At 73.9% G+C, this 14,371-nt stretch carries 11 protein-coding genes; 8 read left to right on the forward strand and 3 right to left on the reverse strand.

What is annotated here, in order from left to right:
• Positions 1 to 285 precede the first annotated feature (285 nt).
• On the reverse strand, positions 286 to 708 hold the full coding sequence (locus tag ACZ7BZ_RS35815) for a hypothetical protein (protein ID WP_470362002.1): 423 nt from the start codon (positions 706 to 708) through the stop codon (positions 286 to 288).
• A 34-nt stretch (positions 709 to 742) separates the two neighbouring features.
• On the reverse strand, positions 743 to 1,624 hold the full coding sequence (locus tag ACZ7BZ_RS35820) for a LysR substrate-binding domain-containing protein (protein WP_470362003.1): 882 nt from the start codon (positions 1,622 to 1,624) through the stop codon (positions 743 to 745).
• 125 nt (positions 1,625 to 1,749) lie between these two features.
• Here ACZ7BZ_RS35820 and ACZ7BZ_RS35825 point away from each other — a divergent pair, with 125 nt between their 5' ends.
• The 6 genes from ACZ7BZ_RS35825 (at position 1,750) to rbsD (ending at position 9,056) form a co-directional block, all read left to right on the forward strand.
• On the forward strand, positions 1,750 to 2,862 hold the full coding sequence (locus ACZ7BZ_RS35825) for a bile acid:sodium symporter family protein (protein WP_470362004.1): 1,113 nt from the start codon (positions 1,750 to 1,752) through the stop codon (positions 2,860 to 2,862).
• A 209-nt stretch (positions 2,863 to 3,071) separates the two neighbouring features.
• Entirely contained in the window at positions 3,072 to 4,079 is a 1,008-nt protein-coding gene (locus tag ACZ7BZ_RS35830; RefSeq protein ID WP_380453919.1) for a LacI family DNA-binding transcriptional regulator, read from the forward strand.
• A gap of 98 nt (positions 4,080 to 4,177) precedes the next feature.
• On the forward strand, positions 4,178 to 5,716 hold the full coding sequence (locus ACZ7BZ_RS35835) for a sugar ABC transporter ATP-binding protein (RefSeq protein WP_470362005.1): 1,539 nt from the start codon (positions 4,178 to 4,180) through the stop codon (positions 5,714 to 5,716).
• A complete protein-coding gene (locus ACZ7BZ_RS35840; protein WP_470362006.1) occupies positions 5,706 to 7,661 on the forward strand; it encodes an ABC transporter permease/substrate-binding protein in 1,956 nt (651 codons plus the stop codon). Before ACZ7BZ_RS35835 ends, ACZ7BZ_RS35840 begins: the two co-directional genes overlap by 11 nt.
• 112 nt (positions 7,662 to 7,773) lie before the next feature.
• Complete coding sequence (locus tag ACZ7BZ_RS35845; protein WP_470362007.1) at positions 7,774 to 8,676, forward strand: ribokinase; 903 nt, start codon at positions 7,774 to 7,776, stop codon at positions 8,674 to 8,676.
• The gene (gene rbsD / locus ACZ7BZ_RS35850; protein ID WP_470362008.1) at positions 8,673 to 9,056 is read left to right on the forward strand and encodes a D-ribose pyranase; all 384 of its coding nucleotides are present in this window, start codon (positions 8,673 to 8,675) and stop codon (positions 9,054 to 9,056) included. Before ACZ7BZ_RS35845 ends, rbsD begins: the two co-directional genes overlap by 4 nt.
• A gap of 48 nt (positions 9,057 to 9,104) precedes the next feature.
• Here rbsD and ACZ7BZ_RS35855 read toward each other — a convergent pair whose 3' ends face one another.
• On the reverse strand, positions 9,105 to 9,236 hold the full coding sequence (locus ACZ7BZ_RS35855) for a hypothetical protein (RefSeq protein WP_470362009.1): 132 nt from the start codon (positions 9,234 to 9,236) through the stop codon (positions 9,105 to 9,107).
• A gap of 421 nt (positions 9,237 to 9,657) precedes the next feature.
• On the opposite strand from ACZ7BZ_RS35855, the gene ACZ7BZ_RS35860 reads away from it, so the two are divergent.
• Together ACZ7BZ_RS35860 and ACZ7BZ_RS35865 are read left to right on the forward strand one after the other, a co-directional pair.
• Positions 9,658 to 10,635, forward strand: coding sequence for an ATP-grasp domain-containing protein (locus ACZ7BZ_RS35860; protein ID WP_470362010.1), 978 nt, complete (start codon positions 9,658 to 9,660; stop codon positions 10,633 to 10,635).
• Between the two features lie 109 nt (positions 10,636 to 10,744).
• Complete coding sequence (locus ACZ7BZ_RS35865; protein WP_470362011.1) at positions 10,745 to 14,230, forward strand: hypothetical protein; 3,486 nt, start codon at positions 10,745 to 10,747, stop codon at positions 14,228 to 14,230.
• Positions 14,231 to 14,371: the final 141 nt, after the last annotated feature.

The following is a 14,371-nucleotide window of genomic DNA, read 5'->3' on the forward strand; positions in this document are numbered from 1 at the left end:
CCTCAAACGCGCCCAACACCGCGACTGGCCACCACCGCTCCCGGCCGTCATCACGATCACCAGCAGAGCCGCCACAACCTAAGTCACCGGCATTGAGGCTAGGCCCGCACCCTCCGCCCCCCCACAACACCCCCCACTCGGCTGACGCGGCCAGCGCCCGGATCGACGCTCGTACGCGGATACCACAGACGGGAATAGCCGTCCCGGCGGGCCTATGCGGGCGGAGGGCCGTTGGGCAGGCTTCGGAACGATTCTCCACTGGTTCGCCGCTGTCTCACCGGACCTTCAGGAGTTCGCCGATGCACGAGCGCGTCGGCCCCCGTTCGGCTTCCCGTCAGGAGGGCGCGGCCGGGGAGGTGCTGACGCGCAGGAGGCGGGCGGGGTGAGCAGGATGTGGCGCGACCGGGCCCCCGGGGCGGCGGTGTGTTCGACGAGGAGTTCCACGGCTTGTGTGCCCGTCTGCCGGGCGGGGGTGTCGACGGCCCGCAGGCCGGGGCCGTAGCCGGTCGCCACCAGCGCGGGCGAGCGGTCGATCAGGGCGACGACACGGTGGCCGAGGTCGGCCAGGTGGTGGACGCAATGGGCGATCAGCGTGGCGTAGTCGACGTCGATCCGGCACATGTCGTCGTCCCGGGTGGCGTGGCCGATGCCGACGAACGGTAGCCCTGCCTTGCGCAGCCGGGTGCCGAGACCGTCGGACCCGAGCATGGGCGGGTCCGGCGACGGACGGTCGTGGCCCCGGTCAGGGCTGTGCCCGTTCCGGGGCGCGTTGCAGCCGGAACGCGTCCGCGAGTACGGCCTGGGCCAGTACCCGGGCCGGGCCGCGGGCCGCGCTGCGCCCTGTGGTGAGGGCGAAGTCGGTGGTGCCGAGGTCCGGCAGGCCCGGCTGGTCGGACAGCGGCCGCAGGCCCGACGGGATCAGGCTCCGGGCGTGCGGCACCACCCCGAGGCCGGCCAGCGCGGCTGCCCGGACGCCGGACAGGCTGGTGCTGGTGCAGGCGATCCGCCAGGGCCGGCCCTCGCGTTCGCAGGCCTCCAGGGCACGGGCCCGGGTGAAGCTGGGCGGCGGGTAGACGATGAGCGGCAGCGGCTCCGCCGGATCGTCCAGCCGGAAGTCCTCCGCCGCGACCCACACCAGCCGGTCCTGCCAGACCAGTTGACCCTGGGAGTCGCTGCCCGGCGGGCGTTTGCCGAGCACCAGGTCGAGCCGTCCGTCGGCCAGTTGCTCGTCGAGCACGGCGCTGAGCCCGACGGTGAGTTCGAGGTCGACGTGCGGGTTGCGGCGCCGGAAGCTCCGCAGGACCTGCGGCAGTTCGGTGTGGACGAAGTCCTCCGACGCGCCGAACCGCACCCGCCCGCGCACCTGCGTCCGGGCGAAGTAGCCGAGCGCCTGCTCGTGGGCCTCCAGGATCGTCCGGGCGAAGCCGACCATCGCCTCGCCCTCGCCGGTGAGCTGCACGGAGTGGGTGTCGCGCAGGAACAGCCGCCGGCCGGCGGCCTCCTCCAGCCGCCGCACGTGCTGGCTGACCGTCGACTGCCGCAGTCCCAGCCGCTCGGCGGCCCGGGTGAAGCCGCCGGTCTGGGCCACCGCGAGGAAGGACCTCAACTGCACCGGATCGAGCATCCAGCCACTCTATCTGCTGATATCACGAATCATGATGGCAGTGACCGCAACCAGCGGGATTCACAATCACCCGGACGGGAGGCAGGCTGAGGCCGTCCCCAGCCGAACCACCGACGCGGAGAACCATGCCCTGCCCGAACCCCTCACGCCGCTCACGGCGAATAGGCCGCTTTCGCGCCCGGCCGCTGCTGCGACACTGCGCCCGCATCCGGGTCGACCCGTTCATCGCCTCCCTGCTCGGCACCGTGCTACTCGCCGCCCTCCTCCCCGCCCGAGGCGCCGCCGCACCGGTCGTCTCGGGCGCCGCCACCGGCGGCGTCGCCGTGCTGTTCTTCCTCTACGGCGCCCGGCTCTCCGCCCGTGAGGCCTGGACCGGACTCAAGCAGTGGCGCCTGCACGGCACCGTGCTCGCGGTGACCTTCGTCCTCTTCCCCCTGCTCGGGACGGCCGCCCGCCTGCTGGTGCCGACCGTCCTGTCGCCGCAGCTCTACCAAGGCCTACTGTTCCTGACCCTGCTGCCGTCCACCGTGCAGTCCTCGATCGCCTTCACCTCCATCGCCCGAGGCAACACCGCCGCCGCGGTCTGCAGCGCGACCTTCTCCAGCCTCTTCGGCATCCTCCTGACCCCGCTGCTCGCCGCCGCGCTCCTGCACACCGAGGGCGGCATCTCGGCGGGCACCGTGCTGGAGATCGCCGAACAACTCCTGCTGCCCTTCGCCGCCGGCCAGTTGCTGCGCCGCTGGATCGCCGCCTGGACGGCCCGCCACCGCGCCGTCCTCGCCCTGGTGGACCGCGGCTCCATCCTGCTGGTCGTCTACAGCGCCTTCAGCGCCGCGGTCGTCGGCGGGATGTGGGGCACGCTCTCGCTGCCCCGACTGGCCGCCCTGCTGGTGACCGAGTCGGCGCTGCTGGCGCTGGTCCTGACCGCCACCCTGCTCGGCGGCCGCCGCCTCGGATTCGACCGCGGCGATCTGATCGCGATCGTCTTCTGCGGCTCCAAGAAGAGCCTGGCCAGCGGCGTGCCGATGGCCGCCGTCCTCTTCCCCGGCGCGGCGGCCGGGCTGATGGTGTTGCCGCTGATGCTCTTCCACCAGCTGCAGCTGATGGTGTGCGCCGTCCTCGCCCGCCGCTGGGGCGCCGAGGCCCGGACCGCCGAAGCCCGGACCGGCGAAGCCCAAGCCGCCGAGGCCGCGCCACGGGCGAAGCCGGTACCCGCGCTCGATCGCTCGCATCGGTAGCCGGTCACCCCCGGTCACGATTGGGTTTCGGCCACCCGCGCCCTCTTGCCTCCACCTCGTGTAATCGATTCCAATCCTCCTACGGCACAGGCGTGGAATCGATTACACGCTTCCATGGGTCACCCCGTCGCCCGTTCCGCCGGGACGCTCCACCAGGACGTTCGACCAGGTAGTTCCACGAGGAAGCTTCACGAGGAGGTGAGCCGGCGTTGGCGAGTATCAAGGATGTCGCCGCCGCGGCCGGGGTGTCCGTCGCCACGGTGTCACGTGTCCTGAACGCGCACCCGTCGGTCAGCGCGGAGGCACGCACGCGTGTGCTGGCCGCCGTCGCGGAGCTGGCGTACCGGCCGAACGCCGTCGCCCGCTCCCTGCGGACCGACCAGACCCACACCCTCGGGCTCGTGATCAGCGACGTGCTGAATCCCTACTTCACCGAGCTGGCCCGCTCCGTCGAGGAGGAGGCACGGGCGCTCGGGTACAGCGTGATCATCGGGAACGCCGACGAGCAGCCCGAGATTCAGGACCACCACGTGCGGAACCTGCTGGATCGGCGGATCGACGGGCTGCTCGTCTCCCCCACCGACGGCGGGTCGCCGCTCATGCTCGACGCCGCCCGCGCCGGGACGCCCATGGTGTTCGTGGACCGGTGGATCCCGGGCGTGGACGTGCCCGTCGTCCGGGCCGACGGACGGGCCGCCATCCGGGACCTCGTCGCCCATCTGCACTCCCTCGGGCACCGGCGGCTCGCCATCATCGCCGGGCCCGCCGCCACCACGACCGGCAGTGAGCGCGTCGAGGCCTTCCGGGCCGCGCTCGCCGAGTACGGGCTCCCGCTCCCCGACGTCTACGTGGGCCAGGGCGACTTCCAGGCCGCCAGCGGGCGACGGGTCACCGAGGGGTTCCTGGATCTCCCCGAGCCCCCGGACGTCGTCTTCGCCGCCGACAACCTCATGGCACTCGGTGCCCTGGACGCCGTCCGCGCGCGCGGGCTGCGGGTGCCGGACGACATCGCGCTGGCCGCGTTCGACGACATCCCCTGGTTCGTGCACACCGACCCGCCCGTCACCGCGATCGCCCAGCCGACCGGTGAGCTGGGGCGCGCCGCCGTACGGGCCCTGATCGACCGCATCGAGGGGCGCACGCCCCCGTCCGTGACCCTGCCCGCCCGGCTCGTCGTGCGCCGCTCGTGCGGTGAGCCCACCCGCCCCGACCACTGACCCCTCCCCGCTCCATCCCCCACCCGGTACCACCCAGTCCCCCAGTCCCCACCCATCCCCCACCCCCAGTCCCCCTCCCCAGTGCAAAGGAGCACGTCGTGAGCAGCCCGGTTGAGTTGCTGCGCATCGAGGGCATACGCAAGACCTTCCCCGGCGTGGTCGCGCTCGACGGCGTCGACTTCGATCTGCGCCGGGGCGAGGTCCATGTGCTGCTCGGAGAGAACGGCGCCGGCAAGAGCACGCTGATCAAGATGCTCTCCGGGGCCTACACCCCCGATGCCGGGCGGATTCGCGTCGACGGCCAGGAAGTGCGCATCCATGGTGCGCAGGACGCCGAGCGGCTCGGAATCGCCACCATCTACCAGGAGTTCAACCTGGTCCCCGATCTGACCGTCGCCGAGAACATCTTCCTCGGGCGGCAGCCCCGCCGCTTCGGGATGATCGACCGGAAGAAGATGGAGGCCGACGCCGAGGCCCTCCTCGCGCGCGTGGGCGTGGACGTGTCGCCTCGCGCCCGGGTGCGTGAACTCGGCATCGCCCGGCTGCAGATGGTCGAGATCGCCAAGGCGCTCAGCCTGGACGCGCGGGTGCTGATCATGGACGAGCCGACCGCCGTGCTCACCTCGGAAGAGGTGGAGAAGCTCTTCGCCATCGTGCGCTCGCTGCGCGAGGACGGGGTCGGGATCGTCTTCATCACCCATCACCTGGAGGAGATCGCCGCTCTGGGGGACCGGGTCACCGTCATCCGGGACGGCAGGAGCGTCGGGCAGGTTCCGGCCTCCACGCCCGAGGACGAGCTGGTACGGCTCATGGTCGGGCGCTCCATCGAGCAGCAGTACCCGCGCCAACGGCCGGACCGGGGCGCCGCGTTGCTGTCCGTCGAGGGGCTCACCCGGGACGGGGTGTTCCACGAGGTCGGCTTCCAGGTGCACGCCGGGGAGGTCGTCGGGATCGCCGGGCTCGTCGGAGCCGGGCGGACCGAGGTCGTCCGGGCCGTCTTCGGGGCCGATCCCTACGACGGCGGGACCGTCACCGTCTCCGGCACCCAGCTCAAGCGGCATGACGTGAGCGCTGCCATGGCCGCCGGGATCGGGCTCGTGCCCGAGGACCGCAAGGGGCAGGGGCTCGTGCTCGACGCGTCCGTCGAGGAGAACCTCGGGCTCGTCACCATGCGGGCCGCCACCCGGGGCGGGCTCGTGGACCGCAAGGCGCAGCACGCCGCGGCCGAGCGCATCGCCCGGCAGCTGGGGGTGCGGATGGCGGGCCTCGGGCAGCAGGTGCGGACCCTGTCCGGCGGCAACCAGCAGAAGGTCGTCATCGGCAAGTGGCTGCTGGCCGACACCAAGGTGCTGATCCTCGACGAGCCGACGCGCGGGATCGACGTCGGCGCCAAGGTCGAGATCTACCAGCTGATCAATGAACTGACCGCCGCCGGGGCCGCCGTCCTCATGATCTCCAGTGATCTGCCCGAGGTGCTCGGCATGAGCGACCGGGTGCTGGTCATGGCCCAGGGCCGGGTCGCCGGCGAGCTCGCCGGCGACGAGGCCACCCAGGACGCCGTGATGTCCCTCGCGGTCTCCACATCCACCACCGAGAAGACCGAGAAGACCCAGAAGGAGGCCAGCCGTGGCCACTGACACGCTCAAGAGCAGGCCGGGCGCGACGGGCGCCGCCCCCGGCGGCCTGCGCCGGCTGCTCCTCGACAACGGCGCGCTGACCGCGCTGATCGGCCTGGTGATCGCCCTGTCGGCGCTCTCCGGGGACTTCCTGACCACCGACAACCTGCTCAACATCGGTGTCCAGGCCGCCGTCACGGCCATCCTGGCCTTCGGCGTGACCTTCGTGATCGTCTCGGCCGGCATCGATCTGTCGGTCGGGTCGGTGGCCGCGCTGTCGGCGACCGTGCTGGCCTGGGGCGCGACCCAGCACGGGGTGCCGGTGGTGCTCGCGGTGCTCCTCGGCCTCGCCACGGGTGTCGTCGCCGGGCTGGTGAACGGCTTCCTCATCGCCTACGGCAAGCTGCCACCGTTCATCGCGACGCTGGCGATGCTGTCCGTGGGCCGCGGTCTCGCGCTGGTCATCTCACAGGGCTCGCCGATCGCCTTCCCGGACTCGGTCTCGCACCTCGGCGACACACTCGGCGGCTGGCTGCCGGTGCCCGTCCTGGTCATGGTGGCGATGGGCCTGATCGCGGCCCTCGTCCTGAACCGGACGTACATCGGCCGCTCGATGTACGCCATCGGCGGCAACGAGGAGGCGGCCCGGCTGTCGGGGCTGCGGGTGTCTAAGCAGAAGCTCGCCATCTACGCCCTGTCCGGTCTGTTCGCGGCCGTCGCCGGCATCGTGCTGGCCTCCCGGCTGTCCTCGGCGCAGCCGCAGGCCGCCAGCGGCTACGAGCTGGACGCGATCGCGGCGGTCGTCATCGGCGGCGCCTCGCTCGCGGGCGGCACCGGCAAGGCCTCCGGCACGCTGATCGGCGCGCTGATCCTCGCGGTGCTCCGCAACGGCCTCAACCTGCTGTCCGTGTCGGCGTTCTGGCAGCAGGTGGTGATCGGTGTCGTCATCGCGCTGGCAGTGCTGCTGGACGCCGTGCGCCGCAAGGCCGGGGCGGCCCCGGTGGCCCCGGGCGGTGCTCCGGGTGGCAAGGGCAAGCAGGCGGTGACGTACGCACTCGCGGCCGTCGTGGCCGTGGCGGTGGTCGGCGCGACCTCCTTCCTGCACGGCGGGTCCTCGTCCGCCACGACCCCGCGCATGGGGCTGTCGCTCTCCACCCTCAACAACCCCTTCTTCGTGCAGATCCGGGCCGGTGCCCAGGCGGAGGCGAAGAGGCTGGGCGTGGACCTGACCGTCACCGACGCCCAGAACGACGCCTCGCAGCAGGCCAACCAGCTGCAGAACTTCACCGGTTCGGGCCTCGGCGCGATCATCGTCAACCCGGTGGACTCGGACGCGGCGAGCAACGCCGTCCAGGCCGCCGGCAAGGCGAAGATCCCGGTCATCGCCGTCGACCGGGGCGTCAACAAGGCCGATGTGAACGCCTTGGTGGCGTCCGACAACGTGGCCGGCGGTGAGCTGGCCGCCAAGTCGATCGCCGAGAAGCTCGGCGGCAGCGGCAAGATCGTCATCCTCCAGGGCCAGGCGGGCACCTCGGCGGCCCGCGAACGGGCGGCGGGCTTCGCCCAGGGCCTGCGGGCCTACCCCGGGATCGAGGTGGTGGCCGAGCAGCCCGCCGACTTCGACCGCACCAAGGGCCTCGACGTGATGTCCAACCTGCTCCAGGCCCACCCGGACGTCCAGGGCGTCATCGCCGCGAACGACGAGATGGCGCTCGGCGCGATCAAGGCGCTCGGTTCCAAGGCCGGCACGTCGGTCCAGGTCGTCGGCTTCGACGGCGTCCCGGACGGGCTGGCGGCGGTGAAGGACGGCACGCTGTACGCGTCGGTCGCCCAGCAGCCCTCGCAGCTGGGCAGGATCGCCGTGGACAACGCGCTGCAGGCCTTGCAGGGCAAGAAGGTCGAATCGATGGTGAAGGTGCCGGTGAAGGTGGTCACGCAGGACGACGTGGCCGGTTTCAGCGGCTGACGACGGGCGGCTCGGGCGGGCGGGTCGTCCACCCACGGTGCACATCGTGGGTGGACGACCCGCCCGCACTGGGGCGGTTCAGCGCAATCACGGGGAACGAGGGAGTCAACTGATGTACGACTACGACCTGTTGGTCGTCGGATCGGCCAACGCCGACCTGGTGATCGACGTCGAGCGTCGGCCGGGCGCCGGTGAGACGGTGCTCGGCGGAGACCTCGCTGTCCACCCGGGCGGCAAGGGCGCCAACCAGGCGGTGGCCGCCGCCCGGCTCGGCGCGGACACGGCCCTGCTCGCGCGGGTCGGCGACGACGACCACGGCCGGCTGCTGCTGGACTCGCTGCGCTCGGCGGGCGTCGACACGACCGGCGTGCTGGTGGGCGGGGCGCCGACGGGCGTGGCGCTGATCACCGTCGACCCCGACGGGGACAACAGCATCGTGGTGTCCCCGGGCGCCAACGCCCGGCTCACCCCGGCGGACATCAGCGCGGCGGGCAGCCTGATCCGGGCCTCCCGGGTGGTGTCGGCGCAGCTGGAGATCCCGCTGGAGACGGTCGTGGCGGTGGTCCGGCAGCTGTCCCCGGACAGCCGCTTCGTCCTGAACCCGTCACCGCCGCAGCCGCTGCCCGCGGAGGTGCTGGCGGCCTGCGACCCGCTGATCGTCAACGAGCACGAGGCCCGGGTGATCCTCGGCGACGCCTGCGTGAGCGAGGAGCCCGAGGACTGGGCCGAGCTGCTGCTCGCCGAGGGACCGCGCTCGGTGGTGGTGACGCTGGGCGCGGAGGGCGCACTGGTCTGCGACCCGACCGGGGTGACGCGGGTGGCGTCGGTGAAGGTGGACGCGGTGGACACCACGGGCGCGGGCGACGCCTTCACCGCCGCGCTGGGCTGGAAGCTGGGCGCGGGTGCCTCACCGGCCGAGGCGGCCGGGTACGCGGCCCGGGTCGGCGCGGCCGCCGTGACGAGGCGGGGCGCCCAGGAGTCGTACCCGACGGCGGAGGAGGTCGACGCGCGGTGAAGAAGGCAGGGATCCTCAACCGTCATCTGGCCGGTGCCATCGCGGAGTTGGGGCACGGCGACGGAGTGCTGGTATGCGACGCCGGCATGCCCGTCCCGGCCGGGCCGCGCCTGGTGGACCTGGCGTTCCGGGCCGGGGTGCCATCGTTCGCGGAGGTGCTGGACGGACTGCTGGCCGAGCTGGTGGTCGAGGGCGCCACGGCCGCGCAGGAGCTGTGCGGTCCCAACCGGGCCCTGCTGGACGGCCACTTCCCGGGCCTGGAGCTGGTCCCGCACGAGCGGCTGAAGGAACTCTCGGGGGGAGCCCGGCTGGTGGTCCGCACGGGGGAGGCACGGCCGTACGCCAATGTGCTGCTGCGGTGCGGGGTGTTCTTCCAGTGACCTGAGTCGGAGATCCGCCGGCCCTGGCCTGCGGATCTCCGACTCGGCTCACCGCGGAACGCCACGACGCACCATGGCCACCAATGCGGGGTTGGCGTCCAGGCCACCGAAGGCGTCGTCCACGAAGTCGCTGATGACACGCCGGCGTTCATCGTCGGGGAGCTTGGCGAGCGTGTGCATCGGGTCCATCTCCTCAGGGGTGGAGCCCCGCTTGACTACCGCTCGCAGCACCGCACACCGCAGTCGCAGGGTGCGGATCCGCACCTCCATGGCAGCATGTCGCCGTCCATGCCCCCACCCTCGCGCCTCCCCTTGGTGGAGACTCAAGCTCCGCCGCTCACGGCTTCCCTGGTTCGACGTCAACTTGGCGACGCGCCAGCCATCGTGTCGTGGATTGGCTGGTCCCCACCGTGTCGCCGGTGTCCGCGCGGGTAGGGATCGACCGGAGTCGGTCGAGGCGTTGGAGGGAAGGGCAGTGGGTTGTGCGGCGAATCGGCCTTCGACGACACCGGCCTGGCCCCCGCACCGTCAGGACGACCCGCACCGCCGAGACGGCCGCCGCCGCCATCGCCCGCCAGCCGAGCACCCAGGAGCGACCGCCGTGCCCACGACTCCCCACCCCCGCGGTACCGACGGTGAGCGCCGCATCGTGGTCCTCACCGACCACGGCTCCGACGAGGGCAGCAGCCCCGTCCTCGAAGCCGCCGTCAAACAGCTCACCGGCATCTCCGCGATACCCCTCGACGCGCGCCAGTTCATGTCCGGCGGCGCCGGCCGCGCCGAGGTCCGCCACGGCCGCCTCACCTTGCACCTCCCCGAGGACGGCCCGAGTCTCACGCCCGACACCGTGATCGTCTACGAGATCCCCCCGGGCGACCGCCACCGCTTCGAGGACTTCCAACGTGTCCTCGCCCGCAGCGGCACCGCCCGCCTGGGCGCCGCCGACAGTGCCGCCTGGCGCAACGCCACCGACAAGAGCCGCACCGTCGAACGCTTCGCCCGCCACGGCGTCCCGCACGCCCCGACCATCACCCTGCACGCACCGGACCAGGACTCCGCGCTCGCCGCGTTCGACCGCCTGGGCGGAGACGTGTGGACCCGGCCCGCCACCGGACTGGGTGGCAACGACGTGTTCCACGCCACCACCACCGCCCAGCTCCTCGCCGCCCGCGACCGCTACGCCGCCACCGGCCAGAAGTGGCAACTCTCCCGGGACGCCCGCAACTTCGATGCCCGGGGCCGACGGCATCAGCTGCGCGTCGTCGTGCTGGGGGAGCGCGTGCTGCGGGTGTGCGAGCACGTGCAACCCGCGCTCGACGAGCCGTGCAACGAGGCACGCGGCGCACGCTCCACCGTGCTGCCGCCCGAGGAACTGCCGCGCCGGCTCGCCGACCTGGCCATCGCGGCGACCCGTGCGCTGGGACTGTCCTTCGGCGGCGTCGACCTCGCGGTCGAGGACGGCGGATGCGTCTTCGAAGTCAACGTCCACCCGGCGATCAGCGGCCCGGGCGCGCTGGAGGGCGTCGCGCTGCCCGTGGTCCGGGCCCACCTCACAGGGCACCCGTCACCGCACCCGTGACCCTCGGCCCCGGCCCCGCGGCCGGACGAGCGCACACCGGCCCGCCGTCCCTCCCGTCCGGCCGAAAACCGTACGACGGCGGAGCCGGTGGCCCTGTTGAATGGCGCGCATGTCCAACGCACCGCAGAGTTCCGCCGAAGCCGTCGACCTCCTCCTCGCCGAGCTCGACCCGCTCGCCCACCCGGCCCGGATGCGGCGGCTCGCCGCCTGGACCAAGGAGCTGTGCCACGGCGACGGGCCGGAGCGCCTCGGCCCGCTGCTGACGGAGCTGGACACGCGCGGGTCCTACGGCCGAGGGCTGGCCGGGGTCGCCGGGACGGTCGCCCGCGACGCCGCGTTCGTCGCCGCACGACTCACCGATCCCGACCCGGCGGTCAGCCGCCAGGCGCTGAAGGCCGCGCTCCACCTGCCGGTCTCGGACGAGGCGTTGGCCGCGGCGCTGGCCGACGCACCCGCCGTCCTGCGCCACCGGCTCACCGCCTTGATCGTGGCCCGCGGGCGCACCGCGTTGGCGGAGCGGCTGCTGGGCTCCTTCCGGCAGTCGTGGGGGGACGCGGCGGCCGCCCGCCTGCTGCCGGGCTGCGGGCCCGAGACCGTGGCCAGGCTCCTGCCCGAACTCTTCCTGGCCTTCGCGAACTGGCACAACCTGGCCCGCCGCCACCCCGACCTGCTGCTGGACGAAGTGGCCCGCCAGCTCGCCGAGTTGCCCGAGCCGGCCCGCGACACCTGGTGGTACCGCAACGGTGACGCCCTGACCGCTGTGGCCGGGAAGCGGCCGGAGCGGGTGCTGGAGCTGCTGGAGCAGCACTGCCCCACCCGGTTGCCGCAGCCGGTGCTGGAGTGCCTGGGCCGGTTGCTGACCGCCGCGCCCGGCCGGACCATCCGGCTGATCACCCTGCCCGAACGGGCCGCCACCGCGTCGATCTCCCGCAGCGCGCTGACCCGGGCCGCCCGGCTCGACCCGCCCGAGCTGGCGGACCTGGGTCGGGCGTGGAGCACCGCCCCGCGGTGGCTCGCCCAGCTGCTGCGCGCCCTGCCACCGTCCCGGCGCGAGGCGTTCTACGACCACGCCACCGCAGGCCGGGAGCTGGGCCACAGCGATGTGTCCGAGGCCGTGCTCGACGCGCTGCCCCGGCGACGGGCGCAGGCCGAGGCCCGGCGGATGGCCGCGCAGGCCACCGAGCGCGGCGACGCGTGGTCCGTGGTGCTGGCCCACGTCGCCCATCTGCCGGTGGCCGAGGCCCGGCCGCTGCTGCTCGCCGCGACCCGCAGGCCCGCCGCGGAGGACCGGGCGCTGGCCTACCCGCTGCTGGTGCGCAACGCCGCCCGCTCGGGCGAGACGGTTGCGGTCGGCGAACTGCTCGACGAGCTGTTGCGGCTGCGCAACGAGCAGGATCCGGTCCGCTCCCCCGCCCTGGTCGCGCTGGCCGCCGTCCCGCCCGCGCTCTTCACCGGCGCGGCGGCCGACGCCCTCGGCCGGATCGTCACCGATGCCGTCGAGGCCCGGGACACCTCCTGGCCCACCCGCCAGGCCCTCTCCCGGCTGGCCCTCGCCGTACTGCGCGAGCACGCGGTGAGCGGCGAACAGCCGCTGCTGGGCTGGGCCCTGGCCACCCTGCGGCAGCTCTCCGGGGCCCTCGGCAGTGTGCCGCTGGGCCGGCTGGACACCGTGCTGCGGCACGGCCAGGAGGTCCAGGTCTTCGAGGCGCTGCGGCCGTGGCTGGCGGCCGGCGCGGACAAGGTCGACCACACGCTGACCTTCGCGCTGGCCGGGGCCCTGGGCCGTCGGGCCCACCACCTGCCCGAACTGCAGGATCTCCTCTGGGAGGCGATCCGGTTCGGCGACAACGCGACCGTCAGCCGGGCCGTCGGCTACTGGCTCGCCGACCCCGCGCACCGGGGCCAGCGGGTGGCACGGGTGCTGGAACTGGAGCCGTCGGCCGCCGTCCTGTGGCCCGTGCTGGCCGTACTGGCCCGTCGGCGAACCGACCTGCTGGACACCGTGCTCGCCGACACCCCGCCGTACGGGCGCTTCCTGCCCGCCGGATCGCACTGGCTGCCGCCGATCGACGGGATCGAGTGCTGGGTGCCCAGGCAGCGCGCGGCCGCGGCCCGCCTGCTGGCCAGGGCGACGGACGACGCCTCGCTGCCCTCCCACGTACGCACCGGGCACCTGCGCGCCATGGTGTCGGTCCCCGAGCTCGGTTTCGCCGCCGCCCGCCACTACGCCGCCGCCCCGGACACCGTGCTCGCCGAGGCCGCGCTCGGAGCCCTGGTCTGGACGGACCGGCCCGCCGAGGCGCTGCCGTTGCTGCTGGCCCAGGCCGGCAACGACCGGGCGCGGGTGGCACTGTACGCGGCCGGGCGGGCGGCCGGGTTCGTCGCGCCCTCTCGGCTGGCACCCGTGCTGCGGGCGGCCCTGTTGCCCGCTCCGGACGGCCCCGCCGAGACGGCACCGCCCAGCCGGGAGTCGGCCGCCGGGAGCGGGGCGACCGCCGGGAGCGGGGCGACCGCCGGGAGCGGGGCGAAGGTCACCAGTCGCAAGGAACTGGTCCGGCTGGCCGCCCGCCTGCTGCCGGTGGAGACCGCCCTCGCGCTCCTCACCGAGGTGCACGACCTGCCCGGGCAACACCGCGACGTGCGGGCGGCCGCCGTGGCCGCGGCCGTCGGCCTGCTCCCCGCGCCCGCGGCCTGGCGGATGCTCGACGGTGCCGCGGCGGGCCTCCCCGTGGCCCGGTCCGCGGTACTGCGCACCCGGCCGCTGGACCTGCCCGCCGCCGACCGCCCCCGCTACGCCGCCCTGGTGAGCCGGGTGGCGAGCGGTGACGACCCGGAGACCGCCCGGACCGCGCTCGACCTGCTGGCCGCCTGGGCACCCTGGTACCCCGCGGCGGAGGACCTCCTGCTGGCGGGCACCGTCGACCTCGCCGACCGCGCCTCCTGGCGGTCCTCCGCGAGCGGCCTCGCGGCCATGGCCACCGGCGGTACCGGCCGACGGCTCACCGAGGCCCTCGCCCGGCTGCTGGCGATCGAGGCCGAGGTCGGCGGCACCGAGGGGGACGGGCCGGACGCGACGGCCGACCGCGACCGGCCGGCCCGGCAGCGGATCGACTTCCTGGTGGCCCGGCTCCGGACCGGCACCGGTGACCGCCCTACGGCGGCCGCCGTGGCGGCGGCCCGGGAGGCGGCCGAACTCCTCGCCCAGGCAACCGATTTCGTCTCCCACGCCATCCAACTCCGGACTGCCGCCCTGGACCTCGACGCACCGCGTGACCACCTGCTCGCCGAACTCGACGGACTGGCCGCCCTGCACGCCGACCGCCCGATCCTGGCCGCCCGCACGGCCGAGGCCCTGCACGCCCGGCTCAACGCCACCCGCCGCCCCGGCGACCCCGCAGTCCTGCGGCACGCCGTCGACCGGCTCACCGCCCACGGCGGCTGCCCGCACGGCCTGTTCGCGGTCGGCCTCACCCACGCCCTCGGCCCGCGCACCGGATGGCAGCCACAGTGGCGAGCCGCCCTCCGTACGCTCCGACGACACCCGCGAGCGGACGTCCGAGAGGCCGCGCTGGCGGTGCGGACGGCGGTGGAGTAGCACCCCGGCCACCGGCCCCTGTCCTGAACCGCCCCCTGGGCGCGGGCCGGTCGGGGAGGCCTCTTACGATCGGTCCGCATTCTTCGACGGACGCCGAAGCCGGACCGGCCGGGCGCCCGCCACCGTTCCACGTCCTGCACC

It is taken from the genome of Kitasatospora sp. NPDC036934 (genome assembly GCF_055608425.1).

Excerpts from the sequence above, each read along its gene's own strand:
- ACZ7BZ_RS35820 (WP_470362003.1), bottom strand. The coding sequence starts at position 1,624 with ATGCTCGATCCGGTGCAGTTGAGGTCCTTCCTCGCGGTGGCCCAGACC.
- ACZ7BZ_RS35865 (WP_470362011.1), top strand. The coding sequence starts at position 10,745 with ATGTCCAACGCACCGCAGAGTTCCGCCGAAGCCGTCGACCTCCTCCTC.
- ACZ7BZ_RS35855 (WP_470362009.1), bottom strand. The coding sequence starts at position 9,236 with ATGCACACGCTCGCCAAGCTCCCCGACGATGAACGCCGGCGTGTCATC.
- ACZ7BZ_RS35825 (WP_470362004.1), top strand. The coding sequence starts at position 1,750 with ATGCCCTGCCCGAACCCCTCACGCCGCTCACGGCGAATAGGCCGCTTT.
- ACZ7BZ_RS35815 (WP_470362002.1), bottom strand. The coding sequence starts at position 708 with ATGCTCGGGTCCGACGGTCTCGGCACCCGGCTGCGCAAGGCAGGGCTA.
- ACZ7BZ_RS35845 (WP_470362007.1), top strand. The coding sequence starts at position 7,774 with ATGTACGACTACGACCTGTTGGTCGTCGGATCGGCCAACGCCGACCTG.